The following is a 16,962-nucleotide window of genomic DNA, read 5'->3' on the forward strand; positions in this document are numbered from 1 at the left end:
AATCGCCTTTGTATTATCAATATCGCAGAACCTGCCCAGACTTGCTGACCACGAATTTGCGCACATCTGCAAAGCCCGGCGGATTGCGTTCGGCTAAAACCTGGAACGGACGCTGCGGAAGGATTATCGAGCGCTGGGTGCGTGTGGCCCCGGTCTCGGCCCCCTGTCCGCCGAAGGGGTCCAACGCAAAGACCTCGCGCTCGACGGTCGAGAACCATCCGGCGCGTTCTTCGATGACCTCTTCGCTTTGCAGCTCTTCGGTGGTCCAGGCCAGTGCCCAGTCCTGCCCCTCGGGGGCTTGCGCGTCTTCCAGCACCTGCCGCAGGGGGCCGGACTGCTCGGTATAGGCCGAGGAATACATCGGACCCACATGAATGCGGCGCAGATGTTTGGGGTGCAGGTCGTCGAAATCCTGGTCGAAGCCTTTGGCGATGGTCACCAGTTTCAAGCCACCAAGTGACTGCGCCATCAGATGCGCCTGCACTTCGGGCCAGCGACGCTGGTCCTTGGGCAGGGCCGTTTTGCCGCTGTCCTCCAACTGCATCAGGTAGATGACCGGCAGGTTGATCTGGCTGTCATAGACCGCCCAATGAATCAGGAATTTCCTACGCTCGCCCTCGGTCTCGATCCAATGGCACTCCGGATCATTGCGGGCCCAGAACAGCTGACCTTTCAGCAATTCCTTGTAATAGAGCCTTTGAGACAGCGCGAATTGCAGCTTGGTGGGGATTTCCCTGTCGCTGATGATGGTCCGCACCATCTCGGTTTTCAGGTCATCTTCCGAGGGCATATTCGCCAGATGTACCTGCGCCTGCTGCGCGTCATTGGCCATGGTCAGCAACTCGGCCGCCACCGGAAACCCGCTGTCGCGCTTGTCCATGGCGAGGCTGCCAAAGAACCGCCCGGTATCACGCCCGACCAGCAGGTATTTCATGCTCAGCGCGCGGAAGGTGTAGAGCAACCCCGAGAGGTAACGCGAAATAATCCGCACCTCTTGCTTGCTGATCGCGCCCTCCGCCTCCATCGTCGCGGCCACGCGCAGGAGGTGGACGGTGATCACCTCGAATTTGCGGAAATAGCGGCGCGAGGCGAAGGTGTCGGTCAGGCCGACATGGTCTTGGGTTGGGTTACTCATTTAGCTTATCGACCAACAGAAGGGCTACCTCGAATGCCAACCAAAGTGCGCCCCAGACTGCGAACACGACTGAAACTCCAAATGAGCCGAGCGCGAAGACCAATGGCACGAAGAACATCATCAATCTCAGATCGGGACCAAGGTATGCTGGAATCAATTGGGTCAGGTACCCGAACAGGATGAGAAGCGCCCCAAAGAGCGCAACGCCCACCGCTGAACTTAGCATCTTTAGCGGCGAACGGATCGCGTCCTCACCCCCCATACAAATTCTTATCATGCTTCTCGACAATCGACGCGAACCGGCGAGCAAAGCGCTCGTCCGCCTTGGCCTTTTTCTCCAGCACGTCGCGGGCAAAGACCATGTGGTCCTCATGCGCCTCGAGCATGTCGGCCATTTTCTGGTTGGTCGCGGTGCCGATGGCGGCCATGGCGGCTTGCGCCTCCTGATCCGTCTGCACACCGATCTCGTTGATGCGGTGGGCCACGTCCTGCTGCTGCGCGGTTTTCAGCGATTTGGTCAGCGCGTCATACAGCACCACGCGCTGCTGCGTGTCTGTCTGCAGTTTGTTGATCAGCACCATCTGCGTCGCCGCCTGGTTCTGCAGTGAATCGACCCAGGTCTTGCCTTTTTCGATATAGCGTTCCAGCGTCTGGGACTTGGCCAGCTTGACCTGCTCTTCCTGAACCTTCGCGTTGTACTGCTTGTTCAGCTCAGCCAGCTCGGTTTCGAGCTTGGTGCGCGCGGCGGCGTCCTGCTCGACGCTGATCTTGTTTTCAAGCGTGATGATCGCCGGGTCCATGCCCTGAATCTCGGCCCGCAGCGCTTCCAGTTCAGCCACGGTCGCCTCGCGGTCGCCCAGCGTGACGGTCAGGTTGTTCTCCACCTTCACGCGCTGCTCTTCCAGCACGGCCAGTTGTCCTTCCAGCAGCTTCACAATCACGTCTGACTTCGCGATCAGGTCCTGCAGTTTGTCGTCGATATTGGCTGAGCGCATGCGTTCTTGGCGCATGGACTCGGATTTACCCTTCGAGAAGATGCCCACGAACGATTCCCACCCGGTCTTCGAGCGCATTTCGTCGAAATCCTTGGAAAACGCGCTGGTGACGTCGTCCAGCCCCATGATCAGTTCGGCGATGTTCGCGTTCATCACCTCGGTGTGGGCGTGCACGTCTTCAAGCGTGGCATTTTCGATGTCGATATCCGCTTCGGCCGTTCCGATCTTGGCGCGCGCCGCCTCGATCCGCGAGGTCAGCCCTTCGATCTGCGACTGGCTTTCGCGCACCTTGGCCTGAGTTTCCTCGATCAATGCTTCGAATTGCTGGTTCGACATCTGTCCAATCCTTTTTTTTCTTATCTACCCAACAAGATAGGGAATGTTATAACGATTTACATCCCCTTGGGTCTCTCAAATCACCGGAACTTTGGCAAAACCCTATCGAAAAAGATAGGCGTCAAAACCAACAGCTGGCTGGCTTTTGATGCTTTCCGGCCCTTGCATCGCACGTCGATCGATTTTTTGATCAAATCTGGATTGATTGACGCCCCCGGGTGGCCCTAAACATGTTCTGCGCCACCTGATTGGGTACGCGCAAATTCTTTCCCTGCCCGGAGGCCGACCCATGCTGGATACCACGACCGACCTGAAATCGCTTTTGAAGAACCCCGACCTTCTGGTCACCAAGGCCTATATCGGCGGGCAGTGGGTCGATGGTGACAACGGCACCTTTGCCGTCACCAACCCGGCTCGCGGCGACGTGATCGCCGAGGTCGCGGATGTCAGCCGCGCCCAGGTGGCCGGTGCCATCGCGCAGGCCGAGGCGGCACAGAAGGAATGGGCCAAGCTGACCGGCAAGGAGCGCGCCGCGATCCTGCGCCGCTGGTTCGACCTGATGATGGAAAACGCCGAGGATCTGGGCAAGATCCTGACCGCCGAACAGGGCAAACCCCTGGCCGAGGCGGTGGGCGAGATCGCCTATGGCGCCTCCTTCATCGAATTCTTCGGCGAAGAGGCCAAGCGGGTCTATGGCGAGACCATCCCCGGCCATCAGCGCGACAAGCGGATCATGGTGCTGAAACAGCCGATCGGGGTGGCGGCCTCGATCACGCCGTGGAACTTCCCCAACGCGATGATCACGCGCAAGGCGGGCCCGGCACTGGCCGCCGGCTGTGCCTTTGTCGCGCGCCCGGCCACCGAAACGCCCCTGTCGGCGCTGGTGCTGGCGCTGCTGGCCGAACAGGCCGGCGTTCCGGCGGGCGTGTTCAACGTGGTTCCTTCGTCACAAGCCAGCGAGATCGGCAAGGAGTTCTGCGAGAACCCCGGCGTGCGCAAGCTGACCTTCACAGGCTCGACCGAGGTGGGCCGGATCCTGCTGCGCCAGGCCGCCGACCAGGTCATGAAATGTTCGATGGAGCTGGGCGGCAACGCGCCGTTCATCGTGTTCGATGACGCCGATCTGGATGCCGCCGTCGAAGGCGCGATGCTGTGCAAGTTCCGCAACAACGGCCAGACCTGCGTCTGTGCCAATCGCATCTATGTGCAGGCCGGTGTCTATGATGCCTTTGCCGCCAAGCTCAAGGCCGCGGTCGAAGCATTGAAAATCGGCGACGGCCTGTCAGATGGCACCACGACCGGTCCGCTCATCAGCGACGAGGCGGTCGCCAAGGTGCAGGAGCACATCGCCGACGCCACGGCCAATGGCGGCGCGATCCTGACCGGAGGCCTGCCGCACGATCTGGGCGGCACCTTCTTCCAGCCCACGATCATCACCGACGTGACCCAGGACATGAAGGTCGCGCAGGAAGAGACCTTTGGTCCGCTGGCGCCCCTGTTCAAGTTCGAGGACGAGGACGAGGTCATCGCCATGGCCAATGACACGATCTTCGGCCTCGCCTCGTATTTCTACGCCAAGGATCTGAGCCGCGTGTACAAGGTGGCCGAGGCGCTGGAATACGGCATCGTCGGCATCAACACCGGCATCATCAGCTCGGAACTGGGCCCGTTTGGTGGCGTCAAGCAATCCGGCCTTGGCCGTGAAGGCAGCCACCACGGCATGGAAGACTATCTCGAGATGAAATACATCTGCATGGCCGTCTGATCGGACGGACCATGAGACCAGGGCGCCTTTGGGCGCCCTTATTCTTTGCAAGCGTCATGAAAAAACCCCGCGTCCGGAGGAACGCGGGGTTGTGCGACAACCGAGGGAGGAGACGATCATCGCCGCTTGGGCGGTCTCAGCCTCAGTTCACGGGCTTGGCGTCAACCACGTCCTTTTCGATCGCCTTGGTCGAGGTGATCTCGATCCGGCGCGGTTTCAGCGCTTCGGGCACCTCGCGCTTCAGGTCGATGTGCAGCATGCCGTTTTCCAGGCTGGCGCCGGTCACGCGGACGTGGTCAGCCAGAGCAAAACGACGCTCGAAGGCGCGGGTGGCGATGCCGCGATGCAGATAGGTGCGCTTGGTGTCTTCGGTGGCTTTCTTGCCGGCCACGACCAGCGCGTTTTCCTTGACTTCGATCGTTAGGTCATCTTCGGCAAAGCCGGCGACTGCGATCGAAATGCGATACGCATCGGCATCGGTTTTTTCGATGTTGTACGGGGGATAGCTGGGTTGTGACACTTCGCTGGTCATGACCCGATCCATGATGTCGGCAATCTGGTCAAAACCGACGGTTGCACGGTGTAGTGGTGCAAAATCAAAGCTACGCATGTTCGTTATCCTCATGTTCAGAGCGATTTACGAGTTTTGCCCTCCGAATGGACGGGCGTTGGCGATTGTCGGACCCCGGTTTGGCTGCCCGACACACATGAGATGGGAAAGGATCTGGCTGAGTTCAAGACCCGCCGGAGCTGATGAATTTCGCGCCCGAGCTGGACTTGCCCGAGCCGACCTGCAGCCGCCGGATCTTGGCCTTTGGCTGCGGCGCATCCCGCCGCATGATGGCCTTGAGGTCCGAGACGATCCCCTCAAGCTCCATGCCGAACCCGACCTTGCGACGGCCGTCGGTACCAACCGCCGATACCACAGAAAGGATCTGCCAACGCGGCCCGTTTCGGGCCAGAATGGCCGAACCGGAGGATCCGAACGTGACATCGCAATTGAAGGTGATCAGACCTTGGCGCCGCTCCAGAATCCGGCAGGACCGCTGGCGCGTGATTGCCTCGGACCGGCCGCGCCCGTACGAAGCGATGCTGATTTCATCCCCGGCGACCCGGCCACTGTGCAATGCAAATGGGTTGGCGACGGTATACGGGATCGGTTGATCCAGTCGCATCAGGGCGACATCAACCCGAACCATCTCGGGTGACAGGCCAACCCGGGGGTCATAGTCGGGAAGGACGGCGATCTGCACGACCGTGCCTTCGGCAAGCGCATGTCCATCGCTCAGGCCTGCGCGAAAGGTGACTTCGCCGGGTGCGTAGGTCCGACCGGTGGCCTTGTCCGTCGCACAATGGGCTGCGGTCAGGACAAGATCCTGCGCGATCAGCGTACCCGTACAGAACGAGCGGTCTCCGATGTCCAGCCGCCCGATCGCCTCCCAACCATACAGGTCGTCCCGATCGGTCAGCCGGCGCTTGCCACTGTCCTGGGCCAGCGCCGATGCAGCAATCCCGGCCAAAATCAGGGCCAATGTCACGATACGGCAGGTCATGGCCGGACGAACCTTGCACCGACGTTCTTTCCCGGCTCGAGCGTATTGCCGGAGGCACCAAAACCATTCCCGGCGGACAGCTCGGTGCGCAGCACCTCCAGCGACTCTTCCAGCGCTGTTCCCAACGATACCCGCCGGCCTTCCAATTCGGCCTTCGCGGACACGACCGATACGATCCGGGGGTGATCCCCTGAGAACGAGAAGATCGGCGCGCCGGACGCACCCAAATCCACGTCACAGGACATGACCAACACCCCCGATTGCTGCGCCATGACCGAGCAGACCTGTTGCAGCGAAGGGGCTTCTGCGCGGTTGTGGGCGTACGAAACCACTCCGACATCCTCACCACGTGTTGGCCTGTAGCCGGTTTCAAACGGGATCACGGTCGTATTTCGGATCGGCTGCCACAACTCGATCAGCGCGACGTCGTGGCGCACGCGGCTGACGGATGCGGCGCGGTCATACTCGTATTCCGGATGAATGACCGCCTGGCGCGCCGTACGATATGCCGATGCGCGGCCGTGTCGCCACCCCGCCAGAAACTCGATTTGGCCCGGATCAATTCGTTGGCGGGTTGCTTGGTCGAACAGGCAATGCGCTGCGGTCAGAACAAGGGTGGGTGAGATCAACGCGCCAGTGCAGAAGCCGGTGCCGTTGATGTTCAGCCGTCCGACCGCCATCCATTCGCGTCCGGAATCCGAGGTTTCAAGGCTTTGCAGCCCAGTATCCTGCGCCGTGGCTGCCAATGGCAGAACACATAACGCTATCGCCCTGATCCATGTGCGCACGCGGTTCTCCGGCATGAGGTATCGGCCAATCTACTTACGCGTGGCGTTTGGCGAAAATAGGGCAGAGCCGGACCGGGCCTAATCCGCACCAGACTGATGCGTCGGCGCATCAGGCCCGATCACCGCAGGATCGGCACCGTATCCGCAGGCTGTCCGGCCCGATCCAGCGCAAGGGGCCGAGGCCCGCCCGTGGCCCAATCCAACAGCTCGACCGTATGCACGATGGGCAGTCGGGTGCCCGACCCGATCTGCATCATGCAGCCGATGTTCCCGGCCGCAATCAGATCGGGGTTCCTGGCCTCGAGCGTACGCACCTTGCGCTGTTTCAGCTTGGCCGAGATCTCGGGCTGCATCAGGTTGTAGGTGCCCGCGCTGCCACAGCACAGATGGCTGTCGGCGGGTTCGACCACCGTGTACCCCGCCTTTTTCAGCAGGTTCTTGGGATAGGTCTTGATCTGCTGTCCATGTTGCAGCGAGCAGGCCGCGTGATAGGCCACCGTCAGCTCCTTGTCGTCACCCTGTGGCAAGTCCAGCTGCATCAGGATCTCGCTGACATCCATGGCAATGCCCGACACCCGCGCCGCGTCCTCGGCCAGTGGATCGTCGCGGAACATGTGCCCGTAATCCTTGACCGTGGTGCCGCAGCCCGAGGTATTGATGACGATCGCATCCAGCCCCTTGCCGTCCATCTCGCGGGTCCAGGCGCGGATATTGGCGGCGGCGGTGGCATGGCTTTCGTTGGTCTTGCCCATGTGATGGGTCAACGCCCCGCAGCAGCCGGCGCCCTCGGCCACAACGACCTCGCAGCCTAGCCGGGTCAGCAGGCGGATCGTGGCATCGTTAATGTCGGTGTTCAGCGCCTTTTGCGCACAGCCTGTCATCAGAGCCACGCGTTTGATCGCCTGCCCCTTGGGCGCAAAGCTTTGGGGGTCGTCATTGCGGCTGACCGGCGGGATGTGTTTCGGCGCCATGTCCAGCATCGCCCGCAGGCGCGCGTCGGGCATCAGAAAGCGGAACGGCCGCCCCAGCTTGGCCCCGATCAGCGCCCAGCGAAACCGCATCGGATAGGGCAGGATCCGTGCCAGAACCCACCGCAGCGCCCGGTCCGAGAAGGGGCGCTTGTAGCGGTTTTCAATATATTCACGCGCGTGATCGACCAGATGCATGTAATGCACGCCCGACGGGCAGGTCGTCATGCAGGCCAGGCAGGACAGGCAGCGGTCGATATGCTTGACGGTCTTTTCATCCGGCACACGCTCGTTTTCCAGCATGTCCTTGATCAGGTAGATGCGCCCGCGGGGGCTGTCCAATTCGTCGCCCAGCACCTGATAGGTTGGGCAGGTTGCGGTGCAGAACCCGCAATGCACGCAGTTGCGCAAAATCTCGTTCGCGCGGCGGGTGCCGGGGTCTTTCAACTGGTCTTCGGTGAATGTGGTCTGCATCGCCCTATCCCATCAGCCCGGGGTTGAACATGCCGCGCGGGTCGAATTTCTGTCGAATCCCCTGTGTCAGAGCCGCAATGCCCTGCGGTTCCGGCTGGAACCGGCCCAGCCGGGCAAGGGTATCGGCCCCGGCCCGCACCAGCGTGGCGTGGCCGGAAAACGCGCCGAAGCGCGCGCGCAGGTCGGTGCCTGCGGGCACCAGCGCCCAGATCAACCCGCCGCCCCAGTCGAACAGGGTCCTGTCGGCCTCGGCCCGCGCGGCGATTTCGGGCGCGTCGCCGGGTTTGACCGAAATCCGCCAGACATCGCCGGGCGTGTCGGCTAAATCGGCCGCATCGCGGATCGCCTGCCACAGGGCGTCCGATGGCTCGACCGGATCAACTGCGCCGAACTGGCCCAGCAACTCCTGCAGACGCCCGGTGCGATACGAGACCGATTCCGCAAACCCCTCGATCCGGATCAAGGCGCGCCGCTGCTGCGGGTCATAGGCTGCGCCGGTGACCTCAAAGGGTGATTTCAGCGCCTCGGACAGGATGCGAACCGCAGTCGCGGCGTCCTTGGCGGGTACGGCCAGCGTCGCGCTGGCCTCGGGTTTGGGCAGCACTTTCAGCGACACCTCGGTCAGCACGCCCAGCGTGCCCCAGGACCCGGCCATCAGCTTGACCAGATCATAGCCGGTGACGTTCTTCATCACCCGCCCGCCATTCTTGATGATCTGCCCCTGCCCGTCGACAAAGCGCACGCCCAGCAGGAAATCGCGGCAGGCCCCGGCCTGGATCCGGCGCGGCCCCGAGACGTTGGCGGCCACGACTCCGCCGATCGTGGGCGCGCCCGAGGACCCCAGCAAGGTGCGATGGTCCATCGGCTCGAACGCCAGTTGCTGGCCTTCGGCCTCCAACGCGGCCTCGATCTCAGCCAGCGGCGTTCCGGCCTGCGCCACAAGCGTCAACGCCCCCGGCTCGTACAGGGTGATACCGCGCAGCCCCTCGGTGCTCAGCATCCGGTCGGGGCCGGTCACACCACGGGTGCCGCCACCGGCAACGCGTACCGGATCGTTCAGGCCGGCCACGATTTCGGCCAGTTCAGACTCTGATTCAGGTCTCATTGCGGGGTCCGTTCTGTCTTGGGATTCATTCCGCCGCCATCGGCACGACGCGCCGGGCCGCACTGGCGTCCAGCGGAAACACCTTGGCGGGGTTCAGCAGCCATTTCGGGTCGAACACGTCCTTGACGGCCATCTGCGCCTCAAGGTCCCGAGGCGCGTATTGATGATGCATCAGGTCGCGCTTTTCGATGCCCACCCCATGCTCGCCGGTCAGGCAGCCGCCGGCATCGACGCACAGTTTCAGGATCTCGGCCCCGAAGGCCTCGCACTTTTCCAAATCGCCGGGCTTGTTCGCATCGAACAGGATCAGCGGGTGCATGTTGCCGTCGCCGGCGTGGAACACGTTACCCACGGGCAGGCCAAACTCTTTGCTCAGTTCACCGATGCGGCGCAGCACGTCCGGCAGGGCCGACACCGGGATCGTGCCGTCCAGGCACATATAGTCGTTGATCTGCCCCATCGCGCCAAAGGCCGATTTCCGGCCCAGCCAGATGCGGGCGCTTTCCTCGGCCGACTGGCTTTCGCGCAGCTCGACCGGGTTGTGGCGTTTGGCGATCTCGATGATCTTGGCCAACTGGCTGTCAATCTCGGCGTCCGAGCCTTCGACCTCGACGATCAGCAGCGCCTCGCAGTTCGGATAGCCGGCATGGGCAAAGTTCTCGCAGGCCTCGATGCACAGCCGGTCCATGAACTCGATCGCCACGGGCAGGATGCCGGATTTGATGATGTCCGAGACGCATTCGCCCGCCACCGCATTGTGATCAAAACCCATCAGGACCGGGCGCGCGCCCTCGGGCTTGCGCAGGATGCGCAGCGTCGCCTCGGTGACGACCCCCAGTTGCCCTTCTGAGCCGCAGATCACGCCCAGCAAATCCAGCCCGCCGGAATCCAGATGCGCGCCGCCGATCTCGACCACGCGGCCATCCATCAGCACCATGGTCACGCCCAGCAGGTTGTTGGTGGTCACCCCGTATTTCAGGCAATGCGCGCCGCCCGAGTTCATCGCGATATTGCCCGCAATGGCGCAGGCCAGCTGCGACGACGGATCGGGCGCATAGAAGAAATCCTCCTCTTCGACCGCGCCGGTGACGCTCAGATTGGTGCGGCCGGTCTGCACGCGGATGAAGCGGTTGTCATAGTCGACCTCAAGCACCTCGTTCATGCGGGCCACGCCCAGGATCACGCAATCGGCGGTGGGCAGCGCCCCACCGGCCAGCGAGGTCCCGGCCCCGCGCGGCACGACCGGCACGCCTTCGTCATGGCAGATGCGCAGAATGTCCGAGACCTCCTGCGTCGAGGACGGCAGAACCGCGATCATCGGCGCGCATTTGTAGGCGGTCAGGGCGTCGCACTCATAGGCGCGGGTTTCGGCCGGGTCGGCGATGATGGCATCTTCGGGCAGGACCTGCCGCAGACGGGCAAGCACGCTGGCCTTGCGGGCCAGAACGTCGGGGTTGGGCTGTGGCATGTCCATGGCGGGTCCTCCGGTTTGGTAAATTAATATTACCAATTTCTGCATCTGGCAAGTTGCCTTCGTCGGACGTACTGTCGCGCCATGACACTGACCGAACGCGCCCTGCTGTTTTCGCCCCTGGACTACGCCGCCGTCCTGCTGTTGCTGATCGCCTGGCAATGGATCGGCTGGCGGATCGAGAACCCCGCGCCGGGCAAGCGCTCGGTCGCGGTGATGATGGACGAATTCCGCCGCTGCTGGATGCGCGAAATGGTGACCCGCCAGCCCCGCATGTTCGACGCCCAGGTCGTGGGCACGATGCGTCAGGGCAGCACGTTTTTTGCCTCGACCACGATGATCGCCATCGGGGGCGGGCTGGCCCTTCTGGGCAATACCGAGCGGCTGTCGGGTGTCGCCAAGGATCTGGCCATCGGCAGCGCGCCGGCCATGGTGTGGGAGGTCAAGATCCTGACCGTGCTGCTGTTTTTGTCGAATGCCTTTCTGAAATACGTCTGGGCGCATCGGTTGTTCGGCTACTGCGCGGTGCTGATGGCGGCGGTGCCGAACGAGCCCGAGGATCCGCAGGCCTATCCCCGCGCAGCGCAGGCGGCCGAGATCTGCGTGACCGCCGCGCGCAGCTTCAATCGTGCCCTGCGCGCCACCTATTTCGCGCTGGCGTCGCTGGCGTGGATACTGGGCCCGATCACTTTGATCATCGGCACGCTTTTGACATTGGGGGTTCTTTATCGGCGCGAGTTTGCCTCGCATTCCCGCGCGATCCTGCTGAGCCTGCCGCCGGACACGCAGACGTGATCGCACCCCGCCCGATCAGACCCTAGACTGGCGAAATGCGACACCTGATCCCCTGCCTGTTTCTGGCCGTCCCGGCCCTCGCCGACCCGCCGACGGTCGAAAATGTCACCGCGACGCGCACGGGCGAGACCTGGCGATTCGACGTGACCATCCGCCACCCCGATACCGGGTGGGACCACTATGCCGATGGCTGGCGAGTTCTGGCGATGGACGGAACCGAGCTGGGGATGCGGGTGCTGCATCACCCGCACGAGACCGAGCAGCCCTTTACCCGATCCCTGGGCGGGGTCGCGATCCCCGAAGGCGCGAGTCAGGTTCAGGTGCAGGCCCGGTGCAGTGTCGATGGCTGGAACGCGGACACCACCCTTGTGACGCTGGACTGATCGTCAGAACACGCCCAGCGACAGCCCAGCGCCCAGCGCCGCGCCGATCTCGCGGCATTTGACCAGTTCATCCTCGGGGATAGTCTTTTCCGCCAATATCGCCTCAGGCGTCTGGGCATGGGTGCAGACGATGAGGGGCGGCTGCACCTCTTTTAGGCGCCAACCGGTGGCGATGCGTGCCAGTTGCCGCGCCGCGTTCTGACCGTCGGACCCGGCGCAGATCATCTGCGCATAGGGCCGCCCCTCGATCCGGCCCAGAACCGGGTAATAGCAGCGATCGAAGAAGTCTTTCATGACGCCTGACAGCGCCGCAAGGTTCTCGGGCGCGCAAAAGATGTATCCGTCGGCCGCCAGCAAATCGTCGGGTCCCGCCTCGTCGGCGGGTTTCAAGCTGACCTCGGCCTCGGCGCTGGCCGCCTGAGCGGCCGCCTCGGCCATCTGCCGGCTGCCGCCGGTGCGTGAATGGTAGACGATCAGCAGACGGGCCACAGCGGTCAGGCCCGATGATACGGGCCGCCCGACAGGATCGTCGCGGCGCGATAGAGTTGTTCCGACAGCATCACCCGGACCAGCATATGCGGCCAGACCATCGCGCCGAAAGAAATTGAAAAATCGGCCTCGGCCCGCAGCGCCGGGTCGATCCCGTCGGCGCCGCCGATGACAAAGGCCAGATCCTGCCGGCCCATGTCACGCCACCCGGCCAGCTTCCGCGCAAAATCGGGGGAGGACATCACCTTTCCCCGCTCGTCCAATGTGCAAATTACCGCCCCATTGGGCAGCGCCTTGCGCAGCAAGCCGGCCTCGGCGCCCATACCGGCGTTTTTCTTGTCCTCGACCTCGATCACGCGCGAAGGCCCCAGGCCCAGGCCGCGGCCGGTCCGGTTGAAACGGGTCAGATAGTCGTCAAGCAGGGTCTTCTCCGGTCCGGCACGCAATCGCCCGACCGCACAAATGCTGATACGCATGTCGCTCTCGCCGCCGGCCCTTCAATACGAGCCGGGATGGCGCCTCAGTTGGCCGAGGCGCTGCCGCCCTGAGGCAGCCACATCTTTTCCAGCTGGTAGAATTCGCGCACTTCGGGGCGGAAGATATGGACGATCACATCGCCCGTATCGATCAGCACCCAGTCGCCGGCATCCTTGCCTTCGACCTTCGAGGTGAAACCGAATTCCTGCTTGATGCGATCCGTCAGCTTTTCCGCCATCGCCGACACCTGACGCGTCGACCGGCCCGAAGCGATGACCATGTAGTCGGCCACCGAAGACTTGCCCTGCAGGTTGATCTGCACAACATCTTCGGCCTTGTCATCGGAAAGTGAGGAAAGGATGCGTTCAAGCAGCTTGTCGCTGATTGACTGAGAGCGGGCCATCACAGCGGCCCCTTCATCGGCGGGCAAACCCGCCTGTGTGTGTAGAGACAGGACATGGTCCTCCTTGCTAAAGCGCCGTGTAGCCCCGGCGCCGGGGTACTATTAAGGTAGCAAGGCAATTGCAACATTTCAATGAACGGCAACCGTTGATGGCACGGGGTTGATCAATCCGTGTCCAGATGTGGCACAGCGGTGTCGGTGGCACCCTGCCCCAGCAGGCGCACTTCGCGCTGCGGGAAGGGGATCGAGATGCCCTCGGCCTGGAATGCATCCCACAGCGCCAGATAGACATTGCCGCGGATGTTGGTCAGGCCGGCCGTCGGGTCCCGGATCCAGAACCGCAGCACGTAATCGACGCTGCTGTCTCCGAACCCGGTGATATGGCAGACCGGTTCGTGCTTGCCGCCGCTCAGAACGCGTTTGACTGATTTCACCGTTCGCACGGCGGTCTCGCGCACCTTGTGCGGGTCGTCGCCGTAGCTGGTGCCGAAGGTCAGATCTAGGCGGACGAACTCGTCGGAATGGGACCAGTTCACCACCTGCCCGGTAATCAGATCCTCGTTCGGGATCAGGTATTCGCGCCCGTCGCGGGTGACGACCGAGACGTAGCGGGCGCCCAGCGCGTTGATCCAACCGAACGTGTCGCCCAGCGAGATCACGTCGCCCGGCTTGATCGACCGGTCCATCAGGATGATGATCCCCGAGATCAGGTTCGACACGACCTTCTGCAGGCCGAAGCCGATACCGACGCCAACCGCACCGGACAACAGCGCGATCCCGGTCAGGTCGAATCCCAGCGTCCGGATCCCGACCAGAAAGACCAGCCCGTAAAACGCGACCTGGATCCCCTTGGCCAGCAGCACCTGCATCGAGGGCGAGATGTCGTCATTGCTTTTCAGCCCGCGTTCAGCCGCCCGGGTACCAAGCCGCGCCAGCACCAACAACGTGCCGATCAGCAGAATGGCCTTGAGAATCCCCAATGCCGAGATGTGAAGGCTGCCGATCGAAATCGCCACGCCGTCCAGAAACTCGGCGACGTCATCGGTCAGACTCAGCGCGACCAGCGTGGCGTAGATCCACATCGACCAGCGGAAGATGCGCCGAATCGTCCGGTTGCGGACCAGTCGCGAAATCAGCGCGATCGCCAGCCACGCGGTTGCCAGCGTTGCCAGAACACCGATGATGTAACTGCGCGATGGCCAGGTGACCTGCTGCATCACCAGATAAACGCCCCAGGCCAGCACGACAAAGTAGACCAGCGTCATCCGCTGCATCAGCTGAACCAGAACCCGCAACCGCCATTTGGGCCATCCGCTGCGCGCCCGCGCCCAGGCTTCCCACCGGCCTTTTGTCAGCAGAGTCAAAAGGAAGGACAGCGCCACCAGCCCCAGGATGATGGCGATCTGATACTGCCGCCACCCCGGAGTCACGATCAGCTCGACCAGGTTCCCAAGCTGCAACAGAAAGGCCTCGGCCATGTTGTCGAACAGCTCTGAAATCGAACTTGGGATCAAATCATTGTCCATGCGCGTCTCCTGCCGCCAGATTGAACAGCAATGTGGCGGCTTGCAAGGCCCACCGACCTGTCGCGGGACGCGGATTGAGCCTTGATTGACGAGGGGGCGCGATATATCTGGATCGCATGAGATTCCATCAGGCCCCTGCTCCCAACCTGCAAGACCGCGCGCGCCTGCGTGAACGGTTCTTCGGGGCCGCCCGCACGGTTCTGGCCCGCCTATAATCGGCGCCCAGCCACTCGCCAGCATTTCTCAATACAGACGGGAGAGGACCGATGTCCCCCAAAACACTCTATGACAAGATCTGGGATGCCCATGTCGTGCACGAAGCCGACGATGGCACCTGCCTGCTTTATATCGACCGCCACCTGGTGCACGAAGTCACCAGCCCGCAGGCGTTCGAAGGCCTGCGCATGGCAGGCCGCAAGGTGCGCGCGCCGGAAAAGACCATCGCCGTGCCGGACCACAACGTGCCCACCACGCCCGACCGCGTGAACGGGATCGAAAACCCCGAGTCGCGCATTCAGGTCGAAGCGCTGGACAAAAACGCCCGCGAATTCGGCATTCACTACTACCCGGTAAATGATATCCGTCAGGGCATCGTCCACATCGTCGGCCCCGAACAGGGCTGGACCCTGCCGGGCATGACCGTGGTCTGCGGCGACAGCCACACCGCCACCCACGGCGCTTTCGGCGCGCTGGCCCACGGCATCGGCACGTCCGAGGTCGAGCATGTTCTGGCCACCCAGACGCTGATCCAGAAAAAGTCCAAGAACATGAAGGTCGAGATCACCGGCAAGCTGCAGCCGGGCGTGACCGCCAAGGACATCACCCTGGCCGTGATCGGCGAAACTGGCACCGCCGGCGGCACCGGCTATGTGATCGAATATTGCGGCGAAGCGATCCGCGACCTGTCGATGGAAGGCCGCATGACCGTCTGCAACATGGCCATCGAGGGCGGCGCCCGCGCCGGCCTGATCGCGCCGGACGAAAAGACTTTTGAATACGTCAAAGGCCGCCCGCACGCTCCCAAGGGCGCGCAGTGGGAGACCGCTCTGACCTGGTGGAAGACGCTCTATTCCGATGACGACGCCCATTGGGACAAGGTCGTTACCATCCGCGGCGAGGACATCGCCCCCGTTGTCACCTGGGGCACCAGCCCCGAAGACGTTCTGCCGATCACCGCGACCGTGCCCAACCCCGAAGATTTCGAGGGTGGCAAGGTCGAGGCCGCGCGCCGTTCTATCGAATACATGGGGCTCAAGCCGGGCCAGAAACTGAGCGACATCGAGATCGACACGGTCTTCATCGGCTCCTGCACCAACGGCCGGATCGAGGACCTGCGCGCCGCCGCCGAGATCCTGAAGGGCAAGAAGATCAAGGACGGCATCCGCGCCATGGTCGTGCCCGGCTCGGGCCTCGTGCGCGCGCAGGCCGAAGAGGAAGGCATTGCCGAGATCTTCAAGCAGGCCGGGTTCGAATGGCGCCTTGCGGGTTGTTCGATGTGCCTGGCGATGAACCCCGACCAGCTGACCCCGGGCGAGCGTTGCGCCGCCACCTCGAATCGCAATTTCGAGGGCCGTCAGGGCCGCGGCGGACGCACCCATCTGCTGAGCCCCGCGATGGCTGCCGCTGCGGCAATCACGGGAAAGCTGACAGATGTGCGCGAATTGATGTAAGCTCCCCTCATATCTAGATATTTGAGGGAGAGACTGAAATGAGTGAATGGGTCAAATGGCTTCTGATGGGGCTTCTATCGATAGTGTTCGGCATCTTCGTGCTGGGCGCACCAGTCGTGGCATCCGTAGCAGTGACCGTGGTCACCGGCGTCCTTTTGCTGGTATCCGGCGTTCTGCAGGTTGTCGGCGGTTTCACCGTCGAAGGAACCGGCAACAAGATCCTTGCCTTCATCATGGGTGCGGTCATGCTGTTCTTGGGCTGGTCGTTTCTGGACCATCCGCTGGCGGGCACTCTGACGCTGGCAACGGTGGTGCTTATCCTGTTCATGGCAGGCGGGATCGCACGGATCATTCTCTCGTTTCAGATGCGAGGCACGTCGTTTTTCTGGCCAACCCTGATCTCGGGCATCTTGTCGATCATCCTGGCAGGCATCATCTGGTCTTATGCAAGCAGCGAACCTGCCGCTTTGCTGAGCCTTCTGGGTATCCTGCTGGGCATCGAGATGCTGTTCAACGGGTTCGGGTTGGTCTTCATGGCGTTCTTCGTCAAGAACGCGCCCAAAGACGAAACTACAGAAGCTCAACAAGCTTGAAACGCGGGGCATGGGGCCTGACCTCTCCCGCAGGAG

Annotated in this window: 17 protein-coding genes; 5 read left to right on the top strand and 12 right to left on the bottom strand. The window is 62.6% G+C overall.

The window, feature by feature from the left end; genetic code table 11:
- Window positions 1-16: 16 nt before the first annotated feature.
- Both ACR0IR_RS15335 and ACR0IR_RS15340 read right to left on the bottom strand, forming a co-directional pair.
- Window positions 17-1,135, bottom strand: a complete 1,119-nt coding sequence (locus ACR0IR_RS15335; protein ID WP_170365627.1) for a hypothetical protein — start codon at window positions 1,133-1,135, stop codon at window positions 17-19.
- Window positions 1,136-1,386: 251 nt separating this feature from the next.
- Window positions 1,387-2,466 carry a coiled-coil domain-containing protein gene (locus ACR0IR_RS15340; protein ID WP_170365628.1) on the bottom strand — a complete coding sequence of 360 codons (1,080 nt, stop codon included), beginning with the start codon at window positions 2,464-2,466 and terminating at the stop codon, window positions 1,387-1,389.
- Window positions 2,467-2,755: 289 nt separating this feature from the next.
- Between ACR0IR_RS15340 and ACR0IR_RS15345 the strand changes: the two genes are divergently transcribed.
- Window positions 2,756-4,231, top strand: coding sequence for an NAD-dependent succinate-semialdehyde dehydrogenase (locus ACR0IR_RS15345; RefSeq protein ID WP_170342490.1), 1,476 nt, complete (start codon window positions 2,756-2,758; stop codon window positions 4,229-4,231).
- Window positions 4,232-4,373: 142 nt separating this feature from the next.
- Here the strand turns inward: ACR0IR_RS15345 and ACR0IR_RS15350 are convergent, their stop codons facing one another.
- From ACR0IR_RS15350 to ACR0IR_RS15375, 6 genes are all read right to left on the bottom strand, one after another.
- On the bottom strand, window positions 4,374-4,841 hold the full coding sequence (locus tag ACR0IR_RS15350) for an Hsp20 family protein (protein WP_170342492.1): 468 nt from the start codon (window positions 4,839-4,841) through the stop codon (window positions 4,374-4,376).
- Window positions 4,842-4,965: 124 nt separating this feature from the next.
- On the bottom strand, window positions 4,966-5,784 hold the full coding sequence (locus tag ACR0IR_RS15355) for a trypsin-like serine peptidase (protein WP_170365630.1): 819 nt from the start codon (window positions 5,782-5,784) through the stop codon (window positions 4,966-4,968).
- On the bottom strand, window positions 5,781-6,572 hold the full coding sequence (locus tag ACR0IR_RS15360; protein WP_342355391.1) for a trypsin-like serine peptidase: 792 nt from the start codon (window positions 6,570-6,572) through the stop codon (window positions 5,781-5,783). Before ACR0IR_RS15360 ends, ACR0IR_RS15355 begins: the two co-directional genes overlap by 4 nt.
- Before the next feature lie 119 nt (window positions 6,573-6,691).
- Entirely contained in the window at window positions 6,692-8,014 is a 1,323-nt protein-coding gene (gene glcF, locus ACR0IR_RS15365) for a glycolate oxidase subunit GlcF (RefSeq protein ID WP_170365632.1), read from the bottom strand.
- Window positions 8,015-8,018: 4 nt separating this feature from the next.
- A complete protein-coding gene (locus ACR0IR_RS15370; protein ID WP_170365634.1) occupies window positions 8,019-9,119 on the bottom strand; it encodes an FAD-binding protein in 1,101 nt (366 codons plus the stop codon).
- A 25-nt stretch (window positions 9,120-9,144) separates the two neighbouring features.
- A complete protein-coding gene (locus tag ACR0IR_RS15375; protein ID WP_170365636.1) occupies window positions 9,145-10,593 on the bottom strand; it encodes an FAD-linked oxidase C-terminal domain-containing protein in 1,449 nt (482 codons plus the stop codon).
- Between the two features lie 81 nt (window positions 10,594-10,674).
- Here ACR0IR_RS15375 and ACR0IR_RS15380 point away from each other — a divergent pair, with 81 nt between their 5' ends.
- Together ACR0IR_RS15380 and ACR0IR_RS15385 are read left to right on the top strand one after the other, a co-directional pair.
- Complete coding sequence (locus tag ACR0IR_RS15380) at window positions 10,675-11,385, top strand: DUF599 domain-containing protein (protein ID WP_170365638.1); 711 nt, start codon at window positions 10,675-10,677, stop codon at window positions 11,383-11,385.
- 35 nt (window positions 11,386-11,420) lie between these two features.
- A complete protein-coding gene (locus ACR0IR_RS15385) occupies window positions 11,421-11,768 on the top strand; it encodes a hypothetical protein (RefSeq protein WP_170365640.1) in 348 nt (115 codons plus the stop codon).
- 3 nt (window positions 11,769-11,771) lie between these two features.
- Here the strand turns inward: ACR0IR_RS15385 and ACR0IR_RS15390 are convergent, their stop codons facing one another.
- The 4 genes from ACR0IR_RS15390 to ACR0IR_RS15405 all read right to left on the bottom strand — a co-directional run bounded on the left by ACR0IR_RS15390 (window position 11,772) and on the right by ACR0IR_RS15405 (window position 14,663).
- Window positions 11,772-12,257 carry a flavodoxin family protein gene (locus tag ACR0IR_RS15390; protein ID WP_170365641.1) on the bottom strand — a complete coding sequence of 162 codons (486 nt, stop codon included), beginning with the start codon at window positions 12,255-12,257 and terminating at the stop codon, window positions 11,772-11,774.
- Between the two features lie 5 nt (window positions 12,258-12,262).
- Window positions 12,263-12,733 carry a 23S rRNA (pseudouridine(1915)-N(3))-methyltransferase RlmH gene (gene rlmH / locus ACR0IR_RS15395; RefSeq protein WP_170365643.1) on the bottom strand — a complete coding sequence of 157 codons (471 nt, stop codon included), beginning with the start codon at window positions 12,731-12,733 and terminating at the stop codon, window positions 12,263-12,265.
- Window positions 12,734-12,777: 44 nt separating this feature from the next.
- On the bottom strand, window positions 12,778-13,137 hold the full coding sequence (rsfS, locus tag ACR0IR_RS15400; protein ID WP_093963679.1) for a ribosome silencing factor: 360 nt from the start codon (window positions 13,135-13,137) through the stop codon (window positions 12,778-12,780).
- 164 nt (window positions 13,138-13,301) lie between these two features.
- Window positions 13,302-14,663, bottom strand: coding sequence for a mechanosensitive ion channel family protein (locus ACR0IR_RS15405; RefSeq protein WP_170343174.1), 1,362 nt, complete (start codon window positions 14,661-14,663; stop codon window positions 13,302-13,304).
- A 266-nt stretch (window positions 14,664-14,929) separates the two neighbouring features.
- On the opposite strand from ACR0IR_RS15405, the gene leuC reads away from it, so the two are divergent.
- Complete coding sequence (gene leuC, locus ACR0IR_RS15410; protein WP_170365645.1) at window positions 14,930-16,333, top strand: 3-isopropylmalate dehydratase large subunit; 1,404 nt, start codon at window positions 14,930-14,932, stop codon at window positions 16,331-16,333.
- A gap of 38 nt (window positions 16,334-16,371) precedes the next feature.
- Window positions 16,372-16,926, top strand: coding sequence for an HdeD family acid-resistance protein (locus ACR0IR_RS15415; RefSeq protein ID WP_093963682.1), 555 nt, complete (start codon window positions 16,372-16,374; stop codon window positions 16,924-16,926).
- Window positions 16,927-16,962 lie beyond the last annotated feature (36 nt).

The organism is Ruegeria sp. CF2, from assembly GCF_056537385.1.